Consider the following 24,046-nt stretch of genomic DNA (forward strand, 5'->3'; position numbering starts at 1 on the left):
TCCATCTTTGCAAGCCCCTCTGAAAGTGTGTTGTTAATTTTGGGATTATAATAAAAACCAAAACAAAGCCAGATAAATACTTATCTGGCTTTTAAAAAATTAATCAAGATTGAACCTTACTTACATTAAAAGACAGCTATCGACCCATTGCAGTCATAGGATAAATTACTTTTATACGGAATAATGCCGAACCCACTTACCCATTATGAAGAGCGTAGCGCATAATGGAAAGTAATTTTGTTAGGATTTTTTTTCGTAAAAAAAGTCAATATCCAAAGCGATTAAAGGAAGAATTTCATCTCTAATGTCAGAGGTCATGTCTCCATCGTATTCAGGGGTGTCACCAAAATATGATGTTTCATGAATAAAACCATCTTCTGTTCTCTTCCAAAGCTTAATTACATCTTCTTGATTCATTTTTTGGATATCTATAAGATAGACTGAGTTAATCAACTCTATGTGTGAATCACTAAAGTTACATTTTCTAAAATCTTTATCATCACAAAATACATCCCATATAGTTAAAGAATTATCGACTAAAGTCCTCTTAAGGATTTCGACTATTTTATCCGTGTATTCATTTACATTCATTATTTGTATGATCCTAACGCCCGCTTCATCGGAAAAATAAAGGCACGTAACGGAAGCGGAGAAGGTGTAACAAAGGGGGGCGCTTGATATGTAGCTTTTACTTTACTATTACCTTCGTGCGCTGTAAACCTTGTTGCTCTTGTAAATCAAGCTGGCCGACCCCTTGATCGCCGTTAATCGCCGTTTTATGAGATATTATTTCTTTGTTAATAATAAATTTCAATCATCTAGATATACAGCTGATGTTTGAAATGCTTCTTCTGGCGTACCATAAAAATCACGATTATCAAATATACTTGGCTCATATTTGTTATGGCTATATGTATAAAAAGCTAAAGTCCATTTTTCTTCATTTCCTTTATATCGCATCCTACAAAGGTGAGTTGGTGTATTATTCAACCTCTCAATACGTTCTTCACGTGTTTCAGAAAATAAAGATGTATCATAATCCTCTGGAACAAATGCCTCTACGTACGCATCAATGTAGCAAAAATGAGTCTTATATCTGACATCAATCCGTGTATATTTTCCGGCATAGTGTTTTTCTGCATAGCTTATTATGCGCTTTTTTGTTTTTTCTTTAATTCTCTCAGGTATTTTTACCCCACCTGAGTGAGGATCATCATCCCATTCATTCATTATTAAGTTCCAATTTTATCGGGTGTAAATTTTAAAGTTCTAACTAGTTATTATCCGGATCAAACCAAAAGGGTCAGGCTCGATTGAACATTGTTAGTTTCAATGCCCGCTCATGGCTGTTTTGAGTCAGTCAAAAAGGAATTTATTTCTCCCACGTTAACTCTCCCTACCCATTATAAAGATAATGGTATAGCCTACTATTTTTTTAAAAAACAACACGCTTTCAGAGGGGCTTGCCATCTTTGATAGTCTTTTTGTCCGTCATCAGCACAGTAGCAATAAGTTACGTAGCCAGCTATGCGCCTATTGCTGCAGCATTGATGAAAAATAAAAATCCTGCCTAAATATTGGACACTGATTTAATTCCAGTTGCCTAAGTTCAGACATCTTGATTCGCTATCCTAAAAGAAATCCATTAAAACTTAAACTAGGCAATATAATTAAAGGGTTAGGGAATTATTGTCAAATGATTGATATTTTCAGCTAAAGAAATGAAAATGGTACTCATTTAGGTTAAACTAAGCCCTCATATCATACGAGGTATTCAATTAATGCAGCAACTCATGCTCCCAATAATTCCTCAGGGTACGACTATTATAAATGGTCAGGTCAGTGTTGATAACCGAAATGATGAGTGGTTTTATTTCCTCGGCGGTATCCCGATCTATTCTCACCAGGCTGACAATAAGAGATTATTTAGACTTCACACCTCTCAACTCATCAATACCGGCTCCTGTCGTTCAATCGATATTATTACAACCTTTGGTGTCTCTAAAAGTAGTGTTATGCGCTCATTAAGGCAACTACGAGAAAAAGGGGCTGATTCGTTTTTTGAACCTCGCCCGACTCGCAAGGGAGGACCACTCTTTACGCTTGAGGTTTTGCAGCAAGCTCAGGAATATCTGGATCAAGGTATGACGCCTAACGAAGCCGCTAAAGAATTAGGCATCCGGGCAGATACCTTTCGCAAGGCGATCAGTGATGGACGTTTAAAAAAAGTCTGCCGTATCAATAGACCCCAATGATGGCAGTACCAAATCAGCCCGTGATATTATTGATGCCAGTGCAGCCGAGTCACTCGGTACGGCCTGCACTCGAGTAGAAGAGCGAATCCAGGCGGCTTTGGGTGAGCAGGAAAAGGGAGCCTCAATCGAATTCGAATCCTGTTTAGATGTTCCTAAAGGCGGTGTGTTATGTGCATTGCCCGCGTTACTTAGCAATGGCTTATTAAATGACATTGAGCACCACCTTGGCAAACTGACAGGTTATTATCAAACCTTTCATATCCTATTGCTACTCGCCTTTATGGGACTATGTCGCATCAAAAATGCCGAACAACTTCGCGAGCATGCACCGGGTGAATTCGGCAAACTACTTGGCCTGGATCGGGTTCCCGAAGTGCGCTGTTTAAGAACCAAAGTAAAAGGACTGTCTGATCCAGAATCAGTTGAAAGCTGGGCGGCCGACCTCAGTCGACAATGGATGGAAAATGAACCAGAGGCAGCAGGAACACTCTACATAGATGGTCATGTCCGTGTCTATCATGGACACTTGACTAAACTTCCCAAACGGCATGTTTCACGCGAAAAACTCTGCTTACGGGGTATCACCGAATACTGGGTTAATGATGGTACGGGGCGTCCCTTCTTTGTCGTTGAAAAAACGGTGGATCCGGGCTTACTAAAAACGCTGGAAGAAGATATCGTCCCCCGATTACTCAAAGACATTCCGAATCAACCGAGTGCACAAGCATTACAGCAAAACAAACAAGCCTGTCGTTTTATCCTGGTGTTTGATAGAGAAGGCTATAGCCCCGCATTCTTTAGAAAGATGTGGGACAAGCATCGTGTCGCTTGCATGACCTATCATAAATTTCCCACCGAAAATTGGCCACTGGACAATTTTTCCAGTCAGGAGATCACCCTACCGAGTGGTGAAAAAGTCATCATGAAACTCGCCGAACGAGGCAGTCTGGTTGGAACTGGAAAACAGGCGATGTGGATGAGAGAAGTGCGCAAGTTGACTGATTCTGGTCACCAAACCAGTATTATTACCACAGCCTATGAACTAGAATTGACGGCTGTTTCTGGGCGAATGTTTAGCCGGTGGTGCCAAGAGAACTTTTTTAGATATATGAAGCACCACTATGGGCTAGATATGCTACAGGAGTATGGAATAGAGCCACTATCCGATGACCCAATCAGGTGGTCAACTCGCTGCAAGTGCAAGGAATCTGGCAACTGACTTCCGCGCTACCTTCATCAATCTGGTTTCACCTTTTGTCGATAGAAAGGGAATGGTGCTGGAGTCTTCGTCAGTCAAATGCACCGGCTGGGCGATAACCCAGTCAACACCACTGTCACGTACCACTTGTTCCTGTATTTCAGTGTCCTCGATTTGCGGCTTAAGTATCAAGCTGAAAAATAATTGATCGACAAAGCGTAGCAGGCCTCGTGTTTCGCCAACTCCGTACGAGCTTTGCACCACAAGCCGCTGTACGCCGTGTTTACGCATCGCTGTGATAACATTGCGAGTTCCCGCTGAGCGGACATTATTAAGCGTGCTTGCTGTACCAAAAAAGCGTACGCGTATTGGGTTTTCGCTGATACCTAGAGTAACAATAACAACCTGTTGCCCAGTCATTGCTCGATCGAGCGCTGCGGAGTCGGTGATATTGGGTTATATTTACTATGATAAGGAGGGTAGTAGGCCAGTTTTATCTTTATGTTGCTTTTTTCAGCAAACTCCACAAGCCTTTTTATAAACTGAGTTCTGGAGCTACTGTTCTCCATACCATTGTCAGCGTTAATTGTCAGAATATCTACTCCATATTTTTCTTGAATTTCTGGCCAAATTTCTTCCAATCGGTCAACGATGAAATCACTGCTGGCATAGCCTGCTGTAAAGAAAAGGAAAAAATCATCATGTTCAGGCAGATAAAAACCAAAAGGAGTTAACTTTTCCTTAACATCTAAATCATGATCCTCTGCTTTTGTTAAAACCCGATTTCGTCCTCCCCGTGAAAAATTTCCTATATTCATTCTTGCTTTGGCATCAATTGATATACGAATCTCTTTTGGGTTGATATCTGCCATTCCATTGACTGAATGAACTTGTTCAAAAATTGCATCCGTTTCCTTGATTTTCTTATGAGGCTTTGTTTTTTGTACCTTTTTTGGATGGTAACTCAGGTCATTTAATTTTGTATTGATAGTTTTTGAGCAAGGTAATGTTTTTTCATCGTAATAATCAATCTCCAGTAAACGTTTTCTAACTTCTTTAGCCGTTAGCCGGGTATATAATCGACAGGAATTAAAAGAGGGATCCGTTTGACACTCCGGTTCAGCAATTTTTTTTATGTCATCAAGTAGATGAGGAAAATGCTCTTCACTTTTATTACGCCCTCTCGCTGAAAAATTATCTTCTATGGGCTGAGTTTCAAGTTCATATTGTCCTTTTCGGATAGTGCCTCTATTCCATCCTAGTTTTTCTTCAGCAATACTTGCACCACCTGAGCCTAGTAGCTCCACCGTTTCAGCCATGAATATACGACGTACCGAGCCTTTTAAACGATGGGCTGTATTTATAATCCAACCTATAATGCTATCTGTTAATATCAACAAGCTTATCTGCCTAGTGTGAGAATAAATTCAGAATTCATTATTATAAATTATTGAGACACAAGCTTACTTCGTTTGGATGATTATTTCTTTCCATCTCCCTAAGTTGAGCATCTGGCGCAGGATTTTTATTCGTATTCAAGACGTAGAAACAGGCGCATAGCCAGCTACGTAACAGTTTCTACAACGCAGAAAACGGATAAAAAGACAAGCCAGTTGCTTAAGTTATTTCGTGCGCGTTCCTTAGGGATTAAAGTTAAAAAAATCAGTTGCCCACAGTCTCTATAAATCCGCGTTCAATCGATTTTTCTAGGTTCAGACCCCCTGAACTCTAGGATAATAACTTGATGCCAATGATTGATATGTAGGTTGGCGCTGAGCTTGCGAAGCCCAACAATCACTGTGCAATATCATGTTGGGCTTCGCAACCTCAGCGCCAACCTACGCACTTTAGTATCATCTAATTATCTTGTGAAAACGGTAAGCTTTTGATTTACTTATGTCGAGATCAGGAGTTCTGAGGTTTAAGCGGGGAAATCTATTCTCCGGCGATCGCCATTTCTTCAATCAAAATAGAGCCGGTGCGAATATTACCGCGATAATCGATATCATTGCCGACTGCGAGAATATGCTGATACATATCTTTTAAATTACCTGCAATAGTGATTTCCTGTACTGGGTACTGAATTTCGCCCTGTTCCACCCAGAATCCTGAAGCTCCTCTGGAGTAGTCACCGGTAACTGGATTGACTCCTTGCCCCATCAATTCGGTAACCAGCAGGCCGGTGTTCATTTGTTTGAGTAACTGGCTTAAGTCATTCTCACCTGCATTAATGCAAAGATTATGTACGCCGCCAGCATGCCCCGTGGATTGCATGGCTAATTTACGCGCAGAATAAGTGCTTAACAAATAGCTGTTTAGTATGCCGTCAGTGACAATTTTATTTGCTTTAGTAGGCAGGCCTTCAGCATCGTAACAAGCACTGCCTAATGCACCGGGTAAATGAGGTTGTTCATAAAGATTGATAAAATCAGGAAAGATTTTTGTATCCAGGCTATCGAGTAAAAATGATGACTTACGATACAGGCTACCGCCACTGATCGCACCAAGAAATGAGCCGATCAGCCCGCTTGCTACTTCGGCAGAATAGAGCACCGGTGATTTACGGGTGCTTAAACTACGTGCCCCCAAGCGCTGTATCGTTCTTTGGGCAGCTTTTGTGCCAACTAGCTCTACGCTATCAAGGTCTTCATGTTTGCGTGCAACGCTGTACCAGTAATCACGCTCCATATTACCATCCCGCTCGCCTAATACCGAACAGCTAATGGAATGACGGGTGGATGCATAGCCGTGTAAAAAGCCTAGGCTATTTCCAAAGACTCGTATGCCCTGATAAGTATCAACCGACGCGCCTTCTGAATTGCTAATATCGCTATGATATTGGCGTGCGCTATCTTCACAGCTGATGGCAAGGTCAATTGCATCCTGGGCATTTAAGTCCCAAGGGTGATATAGGTCGAGGTCTTTAAATTCTGTGGCAAGTTTTTCAGCATCGGGTAAACCTGCATAGGGGTCTTCGCTGGCATAACGCGCAATACTACAAGCTGCAGTGACAGTTTCCTTGATGGACTGGGGGGACAAGTCAGTACTACTTGCTGAGCCTTTTTTCTGATTAAAGTAAACAGTGATACCTAAGCCTTGTGAACAGTGATGCTCTATAGTTTCTACATCACCTAGGCGAGCATTAACTGATAAGCCTGTATCTACGCTTAAGCTGGCATCAGCTGAGGTGGCGCCCTGGTTTTTTGCTTCTAGCAATAAGTCGTGAATGGTCGTTTCCAGACGACTGATTTCTTCTTGATTTTGCATAAATCTATTTGGTAATTAAAGGCTTTAAGAATAAGGCTCCTGGAAATAAATAATCGTCCAATATTTGGGCAGGTTTTTTGTTTGTCATCGGTGCTGTAGCAATAGGCGCATAGCTGGCTACGTAATTATTGTTACAGTGCTGATGACGGACAAAAAGACCAGCAAGGATGGATGATTATTTGTTTCCAGGTGCCTAAGACGGCGTAACTTTGTTCCATATAGGAATAAATGTGATGAACTAAGGAACGCGCATGGAATAAGTTGAGCATCTGGCGCAGGATTTTTATTCGTATTCAAGACGTAGAAACAGGCACATAGCCAGCTACGTAACAGTTTCTACAACGCAAAAGACTGATAAAAAGACAAGCCAGTTGCTTAAGTTATTTCGTGCGCGTTCCTAAGGTAAGTAATAGTGATAAAAAAAGCAGGAGTGCAATAGCTTTAGCTATAGCTGTTTGTTACAAGAAAAAAGCTGAAGCTTTTACTCCTTTATTAGCGGACTAAAGTCCGCTCTACACCCTATACATTTGTACCACCAACCGTTAAGGCATCAATTTTCAAGGTAGGCTGACCAACCCCTACAGGAACGCTTTGACCTTCTTTGCCACAGGTGCCAACACCACTGTCTAAAGCCAGATCATTACCCACCATACTCACGCGTGTTAGCACATCGGGACCATTGCCGATAAGCGTAGCGCCTTTAACGGGCTGGGTGATTTTGCCGTTTTCAATCAAATACGCTTCGCTGGCAGAAAAGACAAATTTACCTGAGGTAATGTCTACTTGCCCACCGCCAAAATTCTTGGCATATAAGCCATTTTTAACTGATTGTATGATTTCTTCGGGATCACTTTCACCGGGTAGCATATAGGTGTTAGTCATACGTGGCATCGGAGTATGCGCATAAGATTCACGGCGGCCATTTCCAGTAGGCTGAACCCCCATTAATCGGGCATTGAGCTTATCTTGCATATAGCCTTTAAGAATGCCATCTTCAATTAAGGTCGTACATTGTGTTGGTGTGCCTTCATCATCAATCGATAATGAGCCGCGACGGTCTGGCAAAGTACCATCATCGACCACGGTGCATAGCGGTGATGCAACGCGTTCGCCAACTCGGCCACTAAAAGCAGACGTGCCTTTGCGATTAAAATCACCTTCCAGGCCATGACCGATGGCTTCATGTAATAAAATACCTGGCCAGCCTGGGCCTAGAATAACAGTCATACTACCCGCCGGAGCAGGCACAGCATCTAAATTGACGATTGCCTGTCTAACCGCTTCCCGGGCATAGTCTAAAGCTCGATCTTCTTGCAGAAAATAAGTGTAATCTGCACGCGCACCACCACCCATACTGCCTTGTTCTCGACGGCCTTTGTCTTCAACGATGACACTGACATTCATGCGCACTAAAGGGCGTACATCGCCCGCAAGTGAATTGCCCTGATTGGCGATCAGGATATGATCCTGTACGCCTACCAGGCTGATAATAACTTGCTCAATACGCGGATCTAGTTTGCGCGTCTCGGTATCTATGCGGCGTAAGAAATCTACTTTCTGCTGATCACTTAATGAATTGAGTGGGTTGATTGGCGCATATAGCTGCGGGTAAGTGTTATGTGAGGGCAGGGCAACTTGTGCAGTTTGACCCTGGCGCGCAATGGCCTGGACATTTTTAACGGCAGATAAAAGTTCAGTCAGGTCAATTTTATCGCTATAGGCAAAGCCGGTTTTTTCACCGCATAAGGCTCTAATGCCCGCGCCTTGTTCGATATTATGACTGCCTTCTTTGATAATACCATCTTCCAGTACCCAGGATTCATAATGACTGGACTGAAAGTAAATGTCGCCATTATCAACCGCGCCATTGAGTAATTGATCCATCACCCGATGGATACTGTTTTCCTGTAAGCCAGTTGGAACCAGGATGGCTTGTTTTGCAAGCTGTAAAGCTGAATTGTCCATTATTCTAGAAACCTCAGTTGAGCATGGATTTTGTGGAAAATCTGAGTGCGAAAGGCAAGGCACAGCTCGCAGGCAATGGCCGTAGCCCTTGGCAAGAGATGTAACGCAGTATTTCGTGCTCAGATTTATTCACAAAACCGTGAAGCGGGGTATATTCACCCAAAAGGTGACAAGTATTTACATTCATTAGTGTAATATTCAGTCGCTTATAGTGTTTAATAGCGGTCAGCTGCGGTTTCTAGGATTATTTATCCACAAATAATTTGACGGTGCTGAAGCACTGGAAAGGTTTCTCTCAGTTTATGTAAACGAGCAAGATCTATATCCGCTACGACAAAGCCTGCATTGCTTTTAAGGCAATCCATAACGGCTCCCCAAGGGTCCACTATCATGCTATGACCAAAAGTCTGCCGACCATTGACATGGAAACCGCCTTGATTGGGCGCAATAACATAACATAGGTTTTCAACTGCGCGTGCTCTGAGCAATAGTTCCCAATGAGCTGAGCCGGTTTTTTGCGTGAAAGCTGCGGGAATAATCAGTACCTCCATACCTTGCTCCAGCATAGTGCGAAACAGTTCTGGAAACCGCAGATCATAGCATACGGCAATTCCTAATTTACCGAATGGACTGTCTATAACCAGTGGCGTAGTACCCTTTGTTATAGTGTCAGATTCACGGTATATCTCCTCACTTCCTGGTACGTGGACATCAAATAAATGAATTTTATCGTAGCGGGCTACGCGCTCACCTAGCTCATTGTAGATCAGACACGCAGCCATCACTTTGCCAGTATTATCTGGGTCTGCGATAGGCATGGTACCTGCCACAATCCATACGGCATATTTTTTAGCGGTATTTGCCAGAAAGTCCTGAATCGGGCCTGAACCATCCTGTTCTTTTTGATTGATCTTATCTAATTCATTCTGCCCCATTAAAGCGAAGTTTTCTGGCAGGGTAACTAAATTAGCCCCGGCTTTGACAGCATCGCTAATTAAACGTTCGGCTTCTATCAGGTTAGAACTAATATTGGGACTGGATGCCATTTGTATGGCGGCACATCTACTCATATAAAATCTCGAAAAGGAGGGGCTTTGTTTATCGTATGGCTTTGAGGTCTTTAGCAAAGGCGGAACTAAACTGGCGATTTATCGTAAAATCTTCCCAGGTGCCTTTTATTTCATAAAGCAGGCTTGCTATAAGACCACCTGCCTGTTCATTCCCGACAAAGGCCTTGCTCACAGCGTTAGAAATATTGCCGATAATTGTACCAGCAATTGGAAATTTAGGCAGAACTGTTGCCCTTAGGTCAATTTGTTCAGTCACTAGGCTGGTGGTACCCGATATATAAATTTTTGCGGGCATGGCATTAATCTGTAAATTATTAGTATTGACCGAGCCTTGGTTAATGGTGATATGTCCCGTGGTTTCAGAAAAACTTAAACCTGCATCGGTAATGTCAGAAAAATCAAGTAGCAGACGTTTGTCTAATTTCCATATATCCAATGCGCCCAGTACTCTCCCCAACCCTGGGTCTATCCCTAGAATACGACCGTTAGTAAGATGACTGTCTATCGAACCTGAAAAGATTGATTTTGAGAGCGCATAGGGAGCTGCCGGCCAGTTTAGTACAAATTGCAGGTCGGCAGTCGTTTCAACAATATCGTTCGACAGCTGGTTGCGTTTTAAAAACGTGCCAAAATCCTCACTAAGGAAATTCCCTGAAATAGAGGTAGAATATTGCTGCTTATCTTGCTGCCAATACCCAGATAAAGAAAGACTATCATTCAATGACTTAATGTCCAGTTGCTTAATCGTTAAGCCTTGGTCAGTGGGTTGAGTTTGTAGCTCTAGGCTACCCAGGTTTTGGTCATTCCAGTAAAGTTCCTGACTACTTAGCTGAATAGCGGGCAGATTTTTTACTACCAGCGGCTCTCCATCACCATCCAACTTGAATTTTTGTAATGCAGAAAGGTCTAATTCTTTCAGTACAAGGCTTATTTCAGACTTATTATTAAACGCTATAGGGATAAATACACTGCCGCTTGCGACAGGTGTGTGGATCAGTCCTTGCCAGTGCGGAGCGATTTTTTTCAGTTTGATATCTACGCGATTTTGCAAAGCAAGGCGGTTTTCATAAGCGATATTGAACGCGTCTATACCAGTAGCGGCAATACCTAGTTTTATCGATAGCGGATGAACTTGCGCTTCTGGTTTAGACAGGGGAGCGAAATGTATCGAAGTGCCGACTAGATCCGAATTTAATTGAATCGTACAGATTTGCTCGCTATTTTTGGGAAAGTCTAATTGCGCATGATACTGGCTGGTACCATTAAGATAGTGCCATAAAGGGTTTGGAAATTGCCTTGTCAATTGTGTAATAGACATAGGGCCTGAAACCTTTGTGGTAATGGCGGTGTCAGTTGTTGTAAGCTCTCCAGTTAATGGAAACCCTAAGGACATGGCAGTGACTTTTTGGCTATATACACCCTTTTCAGTAAACAGTAAATCGGCTGTAATATCCGCAATAAACAGGTCTATGGGAATAATGGTGGCACTGGCATTTTTAGTTTTTGCGTTTATATTAGCTTTCAGCGTTTGTTCGCCCAGTGGGATTTTTAGATCCATATGGATCTCAGTTGAACCTGTAAAATCAACTACATCAGCAATTGCTTTCACCTGATCCTTAAACGGAGAATGCATCAAATAAGTGATGGTGTGAGATAAACTGCTTTTTATATCGCCTACTACATCGATATATTGACTGTCGTTAAAAGAATCTATAGACACCGTTGCATTTTGAATCGTCGATTCATTAGCATGGCCTTGATGAATATTTATATTCATACTCGTTGAGAAAAAGCGCACTTCAGCCGAAACTCCCTGAACATCACTCCAGTCAGGGGCATAGTGTAACTCGGCATCCTCGGCGTCAAATAATACTTCAAAAACCCCTTTATGCTGTTGGAATGGATAATCAGCTAATGCGCCTTGTAGCAGGATTCCTCCCTGTTTAACATGGCCGCTAACAAAAGCCTGGTCTAGCCACGTAACGATATCTTTGTCTATAACGCCTACTGGCAGAAAATGAGGTGTTTTTGAGGCATCATATATGTCAAAGGAATTGCGCATACTCATAAAGGCGGGCCGGTCTTCATGCGCTAAAGTAAGCGTAAATTTTGTGCTGGTTTTGAAATGATCTGAATTTAACTCAAACAAGGAACTGCTGAGTACCCAGGCATCATTATGTTGCCAATGTATGTTTCCTAAAGCATGGGTAAAGTTTAATGTTTGTCTAAATAATCTGGGTGCGGTAAATTTAAACTGTGGCGAGTTTATTTGTAATACCCCTTGTTGCTCTGAACCTTTAATATAGGCATCCAGATTTTTAATCCCAGGAATATCACCCATCTGCCGGAAATTTATGTCAGCGAGGCGAGCGCTAATAGCGAAGGTTTCCTGCTTTGGGTTAGCGATTAATAACAGTTCCTTCACATCCCCTTCTAAAGCAAAGGCCTTTAATTGCTTGTGCAGCTTTTTAGGTAGTATTTTATTTAGCAGGATAATTTTACTGAGGGGACCCAGAGATAATTGGGGGGCGTTAATTGCCAGATGAATTAAGTCACCGTCAGCATTTCGCTCCAGCCCAAGAGCGAGTTGAGCTATTTCAAGACTGATTGTTTTTGAATGCAACTTTTTTGAACTCAATACCGAGTCTTTAATGCCAAGACGCCATTGCTGCAGATGCTTTTTTAATATAAATTGCAAGGCTAGGTGGTCGATAGGAAACAAGGAATTGTCATTATCTTTTATCGCGGCATTACTTAGATTAATTGAACCACTCATTTGAGTCATTTCTGCAGCCTGCCACCTACTCCAGATACTAAAGTTGCCATTACCTTTGGTAAATGAAAAATCAAAGGGTAAGTCACCGGTAATAAATTTTTCAAAATGGATATCTTGTCCCTGAATAAACAATCGCGCATTAACGCTTTCTGGAGTAAAGACATTACCGCTAAAGTGCATGGCTAGGAATAAAGATTTTCCAAGTAATTCAGGCAGCTCGGTTTTAATATAAATTTGATGCTGATTTGCATCATTGTTCAGTGTGATGTTCATTTGCTCTAGTAGCACAGGGGCAGCATTACGCTTTTCATCATGCCAGAGAATTTCACTATCAATCAGCTTATATTGGCTGCCGCGCATTAGCCAGGTAGGTTGTTCATTATCTGTGCCGGGTAAACCCTCAATATCGATGGCACCTGATTTTAGCCGGGTGACAGAGAGTTTTGCGCCAATGATGGAGATCTTGAGCGCTTCTAGTAAGGGCTGTCTAATGGCTGTCAGTATACTGAAGCCCAGATGAATTTCCTGTAACTGCACTGCGGCACTATTGTTCTGCTCGGAATGTACTTGAATATCTTGCAAGACAAGTTCCGGGTGGAGACCATTTAATACGCCCTGAATACTGGCAATTGTAACGGGCGCACCTAGGCGCTCACTCAATAGCGCTTCAATATCTGTTTTGTAAAAATCCAGCTCTGAAAGAGCATAGCGCAGGCCGCTTATACTGATGGCAAAAGTCAGTATGCTCCAGAAAAGAATACGTACGCAACCCCATTGTATGTGTTTTATCATTAGGCTCAGGCTAGCTTAAAGTAAAACCACATCGTACTGCTCCTGGTTATATTCATTCTCGGATCTGAATTTAATGCGAATATTTAAAAAAGCCTCTAATTCGGATAATACATCGGCTTCTTCATCCAGCAGTTTTTCTACCACTGGGTGTGATGCCAGAACCAGAATTTCCTGCACATTATATTGCCTGACTTCACGAATGATTTCGCGAAAAATTTCCAGACAAATGGTTTCTGCGGTTTTAAGTTCTCCTCTTCCATCGCAGGTAGGGCAGGGCTCGCATAGGATGTGAGCGAGACTTTCCCGGGTACGCTTACGGGTCATTTCCACTAGGCCCAAGGCTGAAACCTCAGTAATTTTAGTTTTTGAGTGGCATTTTTCCAGGGTTTTTTCCAGCGCGCTCAAAACCAGCGACTTATGTTCTTCGCTTTGCATATCAATAAAATCAATAATGATAATACCGCCCAGATTACGTAGTCTTAATTGACGAGAAATCGCCTGTGCAGCCTCAAGATTGGTTTTAAAAACCGTCTCTTCCAGGCTTTTCCCCCCTACATAGCCCCCGGTATTGACATCAACCGTAGTCATCGCTTCAGTCTGGTCGAATACGAGATGTCCACCAGATTTTAAACCTACTTTACGCCCCAGCGCTTTTTGAATTTCATCTTCGATATTATAAATATCGAATAAAGGGCGCTCCCGAGTGTAATGCTCGATGATCGGTAGAATATCGGGTACAAATTCTTCGGCAAATTTAATCAGGCGCTGATAGGTTTGGCGTGAGTCAACTTTTACTTTTTCAATATTATCAGTATATAAATCGCGTAATGTACGCACACTCAGTGGTAAATCAAAATGAATCAGCCCTCTGGGTTCTGCTAAGGGAATCTTTTCTTGAATAGATTCCCATAGTTGCAGTAGAAATAACATATCGGATTCTAAAATAGACTCATTAATGCATTCAGCCGCAGTTCTTGCAATAAAGGCACCTGATTGGTGCTCTATCTGGAATGCATTTTGAAAGCTACGTAAGCGTTCTCTTTCAGGCTCATGTTCTATGCGTTGGGAAACTCCGCCCTTAATGGCATAAGGCATATAAACCTGGTAACGGGAAGGAATGGAGATTTCAGTCGTTAAGCGGGCACCTTTGCTGCCGATTGGGTCTTTGGTTACCTGGACAATAATGTGCTGGTTTTCAATTAAATAATGCTCGATATTATCCGAGCCTTTTTCATCCAGTTCCTTACTAGACAGACCAGAAATATGTAAAAAGGCAGCACGCTCCAGACCGATCTCAATAAACGCGGCTTGCATGCCTGGTAAAACACGACACACAACGCCTTTATAAATATTGCCGATTAAGCCTAGCTGGCGCGTACGTTCAATGATAATTTCCTGGACCACGCCATTTTCAACGATGGCTACGCGCGTTTCCGGCGGGGTTACATTGATTAGAATTTCTTCAGTCATTGAAAATACTTATTCCTTCATTGTTTAAGAGTTGTGCAGTTTCAAACAAGGGCAGACCCATTATGCCTGAAAAACTGCCATTAATTTTTTCTATAAAGATGCTGGCTAAACCCTGGATAGCATATGCTCCAGCTTTATCCGCCGGCTCGCCTGTATGCCAGTATTGTATAATTTCCTGAGTAGAAATGGCACGAAAAGTAACATCTGAAACGCTTAAACAATGCTGAGTTTGCTGACCACGTATTGAGACAGCGCTATAAACCTGATGCGTGTTAGCCGACAAGTGGCTTAACATATCGATAGCATGCTCCAGACTTTCTGGTTTGCCCATGATTTTATCGCCCAGAACAACCGAAGTATCGGCGGCTATGATGACCGTATTATCCGGGCTATGCTGATGGATGGCAGCCGATTTTTCATGTGCAACGCGGAGCACATATGCTGCAGGAGCTTCGTTATTAAAGGGTGTTTCATCAATATCTGCTACTTGTATTGTGTGTGCGAGCTTAAGCTGGTTAAGCAACTCACTTCTACGCGGTGAGGCAGAGGCTAAAATTAAAGAGGGGATCACGGGTGCAGCACCTTTTGCGGACGTGTTAATTTATTTATCGATCCAAGAAAAATCAGCGTTGTACATCTATAATAGCGCGTTTCTTAGAAGAAGAGACCATTCTATATTTTATCAAAAATAAAACATATTTTGTAACTACTCAGACATGCTGAGTAGTTACAGCAAAATAAACACTGTAGGATGGGCAAAGGGCTTCATCCGTGCCCATCAACCTAAAAACCGCAGTTGAACGCTAAGAAAAACTCTAAGCATTTGAATATAAAACATAATGACCGTAACAACTTATCACCTGCAGGGTGAACAGACTCCGCTTCACGGTTTTGTGAATAAATCTGAGCGCGAAATACTGCGTTACAGCTATTGCCAAGGGCTACGGCCATTGCCTGCTAGCTGTGCCTTGTCTTTCGCACTCAGATTTTCCACAAAATCCCTGCTCAACTGCGGTTTCTAGGATCAACGAAAACATGATGGGCACGTCGTACCTCCTTTGCCCATCCTACAAACGCTTGTTCTATCATGATGTTATTTTATTAAATAACTGCTTCTCAGGTGCCTGGCTAGAAATATACAATCTATTTTTGTAACTACTCAGATACGCTGAGTAGTTACCCTGTTTTTATACTAAATCAGTCATGCACAAAGCAATATTAACGGTGATAAGGGTGATTATTAATAATGCTCCAGGCGCGGTAGATTTGTTCTGCGACAACGATGCGTACCAGAGGGTGTGGAAAGGTCAGTTTAGATAAACTCCACGATTGTTGCGCAGCTTGTTTTACTGAATCAGCCAGACCTTCCGGTCCGCCAACCATCAGGGCGATATCCTGGCCACTGTCTAACCAGACTCGCATAGCACTTGCCAGATTATCTGTGGACCAGGCTTTCCCTGGCACATCCAGTGTGACTATATGGCATTTTTTTGGGGTAGCGGCGAGCATTCTTTCTCCCTCATCGCGGACTATACGTTTAACATCGCTGTTCTTACCACGCTTTCCCGCTGCAATTTCTTTTACAATCAATTCACATTCCCGGGGCATGCGTTTGCTATATTCTTCATAGCCTTGTTTTACCCAACCGGGCATTTTCTGGCCTACGCTTATTAAATAGATCTGCATGGTGATTTTGAGCTAGTACTTATATTGACCAACAATCTGGTCATAACTACCATCCTGCTGCATTTCAATAATCGCTTGATTAAAATCATCAATAATAGTCTGCGCATTTTTATTCGAGCGACTGACGGCAAGATCAGACATCTTGATTCAGACGAAACTAATTTGAGACCATTTCCTAATTTTTTGCGGATGAAGTCAGCTCATAAATTAAGCGCAGATCGGTTCCTGGATAATTGAGTTCCGTTTGATTGAGTTGTTCAAATAACTTTTCTATTGCTTTATTACTTGCAGGTCGGGAAGTACTATGCACACGTATCCGAAGTTGTTTTTTTACTTCATCGGGTAATATATCTGCTTCTGTCACAAACAGCGTTTGTAATAGTTGCCTTGCCATCGGAAAGTCGATTGTCGGTGAGGTTAGCAGAGCGGCCATTGCTGTTTCTGCCCGATAAGCGATCATGTTGACAGTATCTATCAGCCGCTTTTTCCCTGGCAGAAGCTGTTCGAACTTATCTTCGTCTCTCAACTCTTGCCAGGTAATGTGTTTGGGCGTTTGGCTTAGTTTTTCCTTGATGGTTTTTAGTTCATTTTCATAATGCTCTATTTCTTCGAGTAATTCTGCTCGTTTTCTTTCCCATTTCTTGTATTTCACATCTTCCGTTTCATCTTTTTTAATCACCGGATGAAGTTCCATCGCTGCAAATCGAGATAGACGGTAATTGAGTTTGGATTGTATCGAATTACGCTGTCCTTCCTGTTGGCGCCTATCAGGGTTGACCACCTTTTGGGTATCGGATAGTGGCTCTATTCCATACTCCTGTAGCATATCTAGCCCATAGTGGTGCTTCATATATCTAAAAAAGTTCTCTTGGCACCACCGGCTAAACATTCGCCCAGAAACAGCCGTCAACTCTAGTTCATAGGCTGTGGTAATAATACTGGTTTGGTGACCAGAATCAGTCAACTTGCGCACTTCTCTCATCCACATCGCCTGTTTTTTGGTTCCAACCAGACTGCCTCGTTCGGCGAGTTTCATGATGACTTTTTCACCACTCGGTAGTGTGATCTCCTGACTGGAAAAATTGTCCAGTGGCCAATTTTCGGTGGGAAATTTATGATAGGTCATGCAAGCGACACGATGCTTGTCCCACATCTTTCTAAAGAATGCGGGGCTATAGCCTTCTCTATCAAACACCAGGATAAAACGACAGGCTTGTTTGTTTTGCTGTAATGCTTGTGCACTCGGTTGATTCGGAATGTCTTTGAGTAATCGGGGGACGATATCTTCTTCCAGCGTTTTTAGTAAGCCCGGATCCACCGTTTTTTCAACGACAAAGAAGGGACGCCCCGTACCATCATTAACCCAGTAGTCGGTGATACCCCGTAAGCAGAGTTTTTCGCGTGAAACATGCCGTTTGGGAAGTTTAGTCAAGTGTCCATGATAGACACGGACATGACCATCTATGTAGAGTGTTCCTGCTGCCTCTGGTTCATTTTCCATCCATTGTCGACTGAGGTCGGCCGCCCAGCTTTCAACTGATTCTGGATCAGACAGTCCTTTTACTTTGGTTCTTAAACAGCGCACTTCGGGAACCCGATCCAGGCCAAGTAGTTTGCCGAATTCACCCGGTGCATGCTCGCGAAGTTGTTCGGCATTTTTGATGCGACATAGTCCCATAAAGGCGAGTAGCAATAGGATATGAAAGGTTTGATAATAACCTGTCAGTTTGCCAAGGTGGTGCTCAATGTCATTTAATAAGCCATTGCTAAGTAACGCGGGCAATGCACATAACACACCGCCTTTAGGAACATCTAAACAGGATTCGAATTCGATTGAGGCTCCCTTTTCCTGCTCACCCAAAGCAGCCTGGATTCGCTCTTCTACTCGAGTGCAGGCCGTACCAAGCACATCGGCTGCATTGGCATCTATAATATCACGGGCTGATTTGGTACTGCCATCATTGGGGTCTATTGATGCGGCAGACTTTTTTTTAAACGTCCATCACTGATCGCCTTGCGAAAGGTATCTGCCCGGATGCCTAATTCTTTAGCGGCTTCGTTAGGCGTCATACCTTGATCCAGATATTCCTGAGCTTGCTGCAAAACCTCAAGCGTAAAGAGTGGTCCTCCCTTGCGAGTCGGGCGAGGTTCAAAAAACGAATCAGCCCCTTTTTCTCGTAGTTGCCTTAATGAGCGCATAACACTACTTTTAGAGACACCAAAGGTTGTAATAATATCGATTGAACGACAGGAACCGGTATTGATGAGTTGAGAGGTGTGAAGTCTAAATAATCTCTTATTGTCAGCCTGGTGAGAATAGATCGGGATACCGCCGAGGAAATAAAACCACTCATCATTTCGGTTATCAACACTGACCTGACCATTTATAATAGTCGTACCCTGAGGAATTATTGGGAGCATGAGTTGCTGCATTAATTGAATACCTCGTATGATATGAGGGCTTAGTTTAACCTAAATGAGTACCATTTTCATTTCTTTAGCTGAAAATATCAATCATTTGACAATAATTCCCTAACCCTTTAATTATATTGCCTAGTTTAAGTTTTAATGGATTTCTTTCAGGATAGCGAATCAAGATGTCTGAAGATAGAGTTTTTTGAAAGTTAATGCAGGTTTTACAAATTCAAAGGCATTCACATGCGTGGGTAAAAATTTCTCTAGGGTATAGTTAATCGCACGTTCATCGCCTAGAGTAAGGTCTATGGTGCCATTATTCAGTTTTTGTAAATTTTGCACACTGAAATTTGCCGGGATTTTAATGAGTCTGCGAGATTTATTGAAGTTTTCGTCGTAAGCGTAATCACGCACCACACCAATCACTAGCCCCTGTAAATCCGCAAGGCCGTGGTACTCGACAGGAGTAGATTTTTTCTTGATAAAGCTGATGGTATTGGTCAGGTAAGGTTTGCTATACATCAAGTTACGTTCACGCTCGGCAGTTTTCCATATTGCACAAGTGGCATCAAATACGCCTATTTCAACTCCCTCCAGAGCACGTTGCCAATTATAAATATGCAAGGTAGGCTGATAGCCTTTTCTTTGTAAAGCTTTATTCACCAGTTCTACCGCCAGACCTTTTTCTGGCAGGGAATCATCAACATAAGGCGGCCATTGGCTGCTAACAATACTGATAGCCTGAGCTGCACAGGTGGAGATGAATAAGTTGAGTAATAGCAGAAGCAGAGCTGGGCGCATAATCATAGGTCTATAAAGGGCTGGAATATGTATCAGAGTTTAGCTCTATTCTAGTATGAATTAAACTCTTCGGCCATTTTACCTGCTTTGGAACTTAGCAACGCGCATGAAATAACTTAAGCAACTGGCTGGTCTTTTTATCCGTCGTCTGCGTTGTAGAAACTGTTACTTAGCTGGCTATGCGTCTGTTTTCCTAGCACGCCTGTGATGCCAGAATCCTGCGTCATACTTGCGGATATTATTAAATCCTCGCTCCTTTGTCATTAAAATTGATAGCCCAGAATCACTCTAATTTGCTCGGTTTTCTGAGAGGATAGTAAATTTTTAATATACGCATACATAAAGTCTACAGTAAGCATGCGCTTGAACTGAAAGCTAAGATAGGTATTGAACTCTTGAGTATGAAAATCATTGGAGTTCCCTGCTTGAAAGTCACCTGCAGCTGCGCCTATCACCAGTTCTTCTATTGGCTGGTAATCTAGGGTCAATAATAAACCCTGAGCATTTGCTCCACTCACCGCATCTAAAGTAGTTTCTTCCATAGATGTAAAAAATGGACCGCCACCGACACTATTCACGGCAGCTGACTGACCGAAGTTTTTGTTATAAGCGGTGGTAAAGGTAAGGCCATAAGCGCTTAACGAGGCAAATACTCCCAACGTATTCGCATCAACTTTACCAATAGACTGTTTGCCTACCGAGCGACCCAGGTCAAATTGCCCACCGATATTATAAGAAAATATATCATTAAATTTATTCTGGTAAGTGATATCAGTAAAGAAAATTTGCTGCACATCTTTAATGTAGTAGTACCAGGCACTGGCACTGATATAACCCTGGTTATATTTCCCCCATGCTAGCCAGGATTGCGAGCCAGTGCCGCCAAAAGCTTCACCTATATCGACAAAATCAGCTGCATTACCATTATTTTCCCAGCCTTTAGCGGTGCGTACAAAACCAGAGCCTAAATAAAACTCATCATCAATATGGTAGTCGACTAAATAAGCTTCAAAGATATTAGGTAATAAGCGTAAATCATCTTCATCCATATGCGGCGAGTTAAAGCGTTGTGGCCCTATATGTACCTGAAAATCTGCATAGGATAAAGTCAGGACAGCTTCGCCCAGAGTGATATAACTATTTTTGTTTGCGTCAAAAAAATCCCCTTGTATCTCGTCTTTATTGCCGCTATTAAAACCAGGATTTATTGCGCTAAAAGCGCTAGCATGTAGTTTGAAATAAGTCCCCCAGGAAACCCCCAGAGCAAACTCTCCTCCCAGGCCATAAGCTTGCTGGTTAGAGACATTTTTCTTGTTGGTTTGAATATACCCACCACGGATATAGCCATTAAAGCCATCATATTTTAAGTCGTGCTTGATGCCTTCTTCGCGTTTCGATGTATTAATATTGTAGGGGCTTCCTGGAGATAAATCTTCTTTGGGCGCTGGGTAAAGGGTTTTAGTCTCAGTGTCTTGATCTACAGCAATAGCAGTCTGTAGCGAGATCAATGTGAGTAACAAGGCATAAAAATAAACCTGCATATTATTCAATATCCGTAGTTAAACGCTAGATTATGTGTAGAGCAGGCTTTAGTCTGCGATAGCAGCAACTGCGCTCAAATAATTGAATTGAATAATAAGAAAATAAGGTTTTACAGCATGAAAAAAATGATAAGTGTTCATAAATAGGTACCTGATTAATGTGCTCACCCGCACAAGTTCGTTAAACCAGAAAACATGAATGTCTTCCGGGGCTATTTCAGGCAGGTCTCCGGGCTGATGAGCGGATGCGATCTAATTCGATCATATCCAAAACCTACACCTTCCCATTCATGTAAGAACAGTGGCTGTCAGTAGATTTTTAACTCAATTACCGTTGCGGGGGCAGCGTTGGTTTTATGTGTGTCATGCACCAACTTCCCTTTTAATCTTGAATAATTCAAGATACCTGAAACAGAAGATACTATACGTTTAAATGCAAATGAGAACAACTCTTACTTGTATCGGTCGTTTTACTGGCATTTGTTTTGGTCTGGGAAATAAACACAAGATGTTAATGTGTGTGTGTGTGTGTGTGTGTGTGTGTGTGTGTGTGTGTGTTGAATCCAACCTTGCTTTAATCTAGCCATTTACAAGATTTTTATTCCCAGGCGCCTTAGTCAACTTGGAAGCGGAATCTTTAGTCCAGCAGGGAAAAGGCGGGACTAAAAAGGCTGTGAAAGTATTGTGCTTTTAGCCTCTGAAGGGGATCAATGCTGTTGACTTAAACGCTCTCTTGCATGAGGGGGTTGGGTGAGGAGAAAAAAATTTTACATTGATAACCCCTCATCCCAACCTTCTCCCTCTGGAGAAGGAGCTTATTATTAAGTCAACAGCATTGTCGGAGGGGATTGAGGAGGGGTCTATAAATATATACATCATTGATATTGCTTAGATTAATATTAAACCCCAAGCCTCCTCTAGTCCCTCCTTAATAAGGCGGGGGATTATACTGAGTATTATCACAGCCTCAAAAAATTTCCCGATTACGTATGACTCTCAGCCATAGTAAAAAAAACATGAATAATCAGCATGTTAACAAACTCGTCATTCCCGAAGTCTTTTATCGGGAATCTATGTTTAAGTTACTAGATTCCTGCTAGAAGCATGCAGGAATGACGAAGTATAGCTGAGGGTTGTGGGTAATTAAGAAAAATTTTGCTTCCGTTACTTGTTGTAGATTTTATTTCGTGTACATTCCTTTATATAAATATTTATTTATGGGATGGGTATGAAATTAGTAACATTTGAACACCAGGGTATTAGTCGCGTAGGTGCTGTTGTGGGTGAATTCGTTGTGGATAGTATGCAGCAAAGCAATATCCCGCAATCCATGCTGGAATTCTTAGCGGCTGGGCAACCTGCCTTAGATGCTCTGCAACAATTAATTACTAGTCAGCAAGCACGCTTGTTAGTCAACGAAGTGAAATTACTGGCACCGGTTCCAAGGCCTGGAAAATTTTTAGGAATAGGTTTGAATTATGCTGATCATATTGCGGAAACAGCTTTGGAAAAACCGCAGTATCCGACTTTCTTTAGTAAAGAAAGTAGTTGTGTCATTGCCGATGGTGATGCGATACATTTACCTAAGGTTTCAGAAAAACTGGATTATGAAGTCGAGCTAGCTTTTGTGATTGGTCAGCGTTGCCGGCATGTGTCTGTGGACAAGGCTCATGAGGTGATTGCTGGATATACCCTGGTTAATGATGTCACCGTGCGCGACTGGCAATTTCGTACCCCGACCTGGATGATAGGGAAGTCTTTTGATACCCATGGACCTATGGGGCCGTGGATAGTGACTGCAGATGGGATTGCAGATCCTCATCAGCTAACATTAAAAACCTGGGTGGATGATGAATTACGTCAATCATCTAATACAAAGCATATGATTTTCAATATTTATCAAATGATTGCCTATTTAAGTCAGGCGATGACTCTGGAGCCAGGTGATGTAATTTCTACCGGAACGCCGAGTGGAGTAGGGGTTAAAATGAAGCCGCGTGGCTATATGAAAGCTGGGCAAGTGGTGAAAATAGAAATTGAAAAGATTGGCTCACTGACTAATCCCGTGATTAATGAGCCTGATGGTTTTATTCTTGCTTCCGTCATTCCAGCATGAGTGTGTGGGGAATGTATTTGCAGCACAAAAATCTTGCTTAAATAAAATTGATTGATTATGATTAATAACGATTAATTTAGCAAGAGGATGGGATATGGAAACTCGCGTTTTAACGGCACGCATTCCGCTACCCCTGGCAGAAAAAGTAGATGACTTGGCGGAACGTATTGACCGGCCTAAAGCCTGGGTTGTAAAGCAGGCTTTAGCTGCCTGGGTAGCCCAGGAAGATGAACGGTACCGCTTAACCCTTGAAGCGTTAGCTGAGGTTGATCAAGGTCTCTTTATTGATCACTCAGAAGTTCAAATGTGGGCAGAGAGTCTCGATACTGAGACGCCGCTACCAATACCGCATGCATAACGTCAAGTGGACCAGTAAAGCACTGTCTGATTTGAACCGGTTGTTTGATTTTTTAGCTCAGGTGATCAGGAAAGCCGCTACTAGAACCGTGCAACCACTAACTAAAGCACCACAGAGGATTATTGAACAACCGCGTATCGGTGAGCAATTGGATGAATTTGACGGTCGAGAAGTTCGCCGCTTGCTAATAGGGCATTACGAAATGAGGTATGAATTGACCCATGATAAGTGTATATATCCTCCGCGTCTGGCATACTCGAGAATTGCGCTGAAGTAGTTGGCGCAATTATTATAAGAAATTGTGTGTAAACTAACACTGTAGAGCAAGGGCTATAA

21 protein-coding genes and 1 riboswitch are annotated in these 24,046 nt (G+C 42.4%); of the genes, 5 read left to right on the forward strand and 16 right to left on the reverse strand.

The window, feature by feature from the left end; all coding sequences use genetic code 11:
• Positions 1-240 precede the first annotated feature (240 nt).
• Both ACQY3F_RS00655 and ACQY3F_RS00660 read right to left on the reverse strand, forming a co-directional pair.
• Positions 241-591, reverse strand: coding sequence for a hypothetical protein (locus ACQY3F_RS00655; protein ID WP_428353013.1), 351 nt, complete (start codon positions 589-591; stop codon positions 241-243).
• A 219-nt stretch (positions 592-810) separates the two neighbouring features.
• Complete coding sequence (locus tag ACQY3F_RS00660; protein WP_428353014.1) at positions 811-1,230, reverse strand: hypothetical protein; 420 nt, start codon at positions 1,228-1,230, stop codon at positions 811-813.
• A 551-nt stretch (positions 1,231-1,781) separates the two neighbouring features.
• On the opposite strand from ACQY3F_RS00660, the gene ACQY3F_RS00665 reads away from it, so the two are divergent.
• On the forward strand, positions 1,782-2,255 hold the full coding sequence (locus ACQY3F_RS00665; protein ID WP_428353015.1) for a hypothetical protein: 474 nt from the start codon (positions 1,782-1,784) through the stop codon (positions 2,253-2,255).
• Positions 2,256-2,283: 28 nt separating this feature from the next.
• Entirely contained in the window at positions 2,284-3,474 is a 1,191-nt protein-coding gene (locus tag ACQY3F_RS00670; RefSeq protein WP_428357575.1) for a putative transposase, read from the forward strand.
• On the opposite strand, the gene ACQY3F_RS00675 is transcribed toward ACQY3F_RS00670, so the two are convergent.
• From ACQY3F_RS00675 to ACQY3F_RS00740, 14 genes are all read right to left on the reverse strand, one after another.
• On the reverse strand, positions 3,439-3,873 hold the full coding sequence (locus ACQY3F_RS00675; protein ID WP_428353016.1) for an NAD(P)-binding oxidoreductase: 435 nt from the start codon (positions 3,871-3,873) through the stop codon (positions 3,439-3,441). The genes ACQY3F_RS00670 and ACQY3F_RS00675 overlap by 36 nt on opposite strands.
• Positions 3,870-4,850: an ISAzo13-like element transposase-related protein gene (locus tag ACQY3F_RS00680; RefSeq protein WP_428353017.1), complete on the reverse strand. Its 981-nt coding sequence runs from the start codon at positions 4,848-4,850 to the stop codon at positions 3,870-3,872. The genes ACQY3F_RS00675 and ACQY3F_RS00680 overlap by 4 nt, the downstream gene beginning before the upstream one ends.
• A 538-nt stretch (positions 4,851-5,388) precedes the next feature.
• Positions 5,389-6,720 carry a metalloprotease PmbA gene (pmbA, locus tag ACQY3F_RS00685; protein ID WP_428353018.1) on the reverse strand — a complete coding sequence of 444 codons (1,332 nt, stop codon included), beginning with the start codon at positions 6,718-6,720 and terminating at the stop codon, positions 5,389-5,391.
• 519 nt (positions 6,721-7,239) lie between these two features.
• Complete coding sequence (gene tldD / locus ACQY3F_RS00690) at positions 7,240-8,685, reverse strand: metalloprotease TldD (protein ID WP_428353019.1); 1,446 nt, start codon at positions 8,683-8,685, stop codon at positions 7,240-7,242.
• A gap of 248 nt (positions 8,686-8,933) precedes the next feature.
• A complete protein-coding gene (locus ACQY3F_RS00695; RefSeq protein WP_428353020.1) occupies positions 8,934-9,755 on the reverse strand; it encodes a carbon-nitrogen hydrolase family protein in 822 nt (273 codons plus the stop codon).
• Between the two features lie 28 nt (positions 9,756-9,783).
• On the reverse strand, positions 9,784-13,323 hold the full coding sequence (locus ACQY3F_RS00700) for a YhdP family protein (RefSeq protein ID WP_428353021.1): 3,540 nt from the start codon (positions 13,321-13,323) through the stop codon (positions 9,784-9,786).
• Between the two features lie 15 nt (positions 13,324-13,338).
• On the reverse strand, positions 13,339-14,793 hold the full coding sequence (gene rng, locus ACQY3F_RS00705; RefSeq protein WP_428353022.1) for a ribonuclease G: 1,455 nt from the start codon (positions 14,791-14,793) through the stop codon (positions 13,339-13,341).
• Positions 14,786-15,364, reverse strand: coding sequence for a Maf family protein (locus tag ACQY3F_RS00710; RefSeq protein WP_428353023.1), 579 nt, complete (start codon positions 15,362-15,364; stop codon positions 14,786-14,788). The genes rng and ACQY3F_RS00710 overlap by 8 nt, the downstream gene beginning before the upstream one ends.
• Before the next feature lie 647 nt (positions 15,365-16,011).
• The gene (rlmH, locus tag ACQY3F_RS00715) at positions 16,012-16,479 is read right to left on the reverse strand and encodes a 23S rRNA (pseudouridine(1915)-N(3))-methyltransferase RlmH (protein ID WP_428353024.1); all 468 of its coding nucleotides are present in this window, start codon (positions 16,477-16,479) and stop codon (positions 16,012-16,014) included.
• A 12-nt stretch (positions 16,480-16,491) separates the two neighbouring features.
• Complete coding sequence (locus ACQY3F_RS00720) at positions 16,492-16,620, reverse strand: hypothetical protein (RefSeq protein ID WP_428353025.1); 129 nt, start codon at positions 16,618-16,620, stop codon at positions 16,492-16,494.
• A gap of 34 nt (positions 16,621-16,654) precedes the next feature.
• Positions 16,655-18,388: a putative transposase gene (locus ACQY3F_RS00725; RefSeq protein WP_428353026.1), complete on the reverse strand. Its 1,734-nt coding sequence runs from the start codon at positions 18,386-18,388 to the stop codon at positions 16,655-16,657.
• A 59-nt stretch (positions 18,389-18,447) separates the two neighbouring features.
• Positions 18,448-18,912 (reverse strand): hypothetical protein, encoded by a 465-nt coding sequence (locus ACQY3F_RS00730; RefSeq protein WP_428353027.1) that lies wholly within the window; start codon positions 18,910-18,912, stop codon positions 18,448-18,450.
• A gap of 159 nt (positions 18,913-19,071) precedes the next feature.
• Positions 19,072-19,701: a substrate-binding periplasmic protein gene (locus tag ACQY3F_RS00735; protein ID WP_428353028.1), complete on the reverse strand. Its 630-nt coding sequence runs from the start codon at positions 19,699-19,701 to the stop codon at positions 19,072-19,074.
• A gap of 257 nt (positions 19,702-19,958) precedes the next feature.
• A complete protein-coding gene (locus ACQY3F_RS00740; RefSeq protein WP_428353029.1) occupies positions 19,959-21,236 on the reverse strand; it encodes an OprD family outer membrane porin in 1,278 nt (425 codons plus the stop codon).
• Positions 21,237-21,439: 203 nt separating this feature from the next.
• Positions 21,440-21,661: riboswitch (cobalamin riboswitch) on the reverse strand.
• An 803-nt stretch (positions 21,662-22,464) separates the two neighbouring features.
• Here ACQY3F_RS00740 and ACQY3F_RS00745 point away from each other — a divergent pair.
• The 3 genes from ACQY3F_RS00745 to ACQY3F_RS00755 all read left to right on the forward strand — a co-directional run bounded on the left by ACQY3F_RS00745 (position 22,465) and on the right by ACQY3F_RS00755 (position 23,987).
• Positions 22,465-23,352, forward strand: coding sequence for a fumarylacetoacetate hydrolase family protein (locus tag ACQY3F_RS00745; RefSeq protein WP_428353030.1), 888 nt, complete (start codon positions 22,465-22,467; stop codon positions 23,350-23,352).
• A gap of 94 nt (positions 23,353-23,446) precedes the next feature.
• Positions 23,447-23,710: a CopG family ribbon-helix-helix protein gene (locus tag ACQY3F_RS00750; protein ID WP_428353031.1), complete on the forward strand. Its 264-nt coding sequence runs from the start codon at positions 23,447-23,449 to the stop codon at positions 23,708-23,710.
• The gene (locus ACQY3F_RS00755; RefSeq protein WP_428353032.1) at positions 23,703-23,987 is read left to right on the forward strand and encodes a type II toxin-antitoxin system RelE/ParE family toxin; all 285 of its coding nucleotides are present in this window, start codon (positions 23,703-23,705) and stop codon (positions 23,985-23,987) included. The genes ACQY3F_RS00750 and ACQY3F_RS00755 overlap by 8 nt, the downstream gene beginning before the upstream one ends.
• The last annotated feature ends 59 nt before the right edge of the window (positions 23,988-24,046 follow it).

Origin of the sequence: Methyloprofundus sp. (assembly GCF_965251085.1) — a bacterium.
Lineage (GTDB): Bacteria > Pseudomonadota > Gammaproteobacteria > Methylococcales > Methylomonadaceae > Methyloprofundus.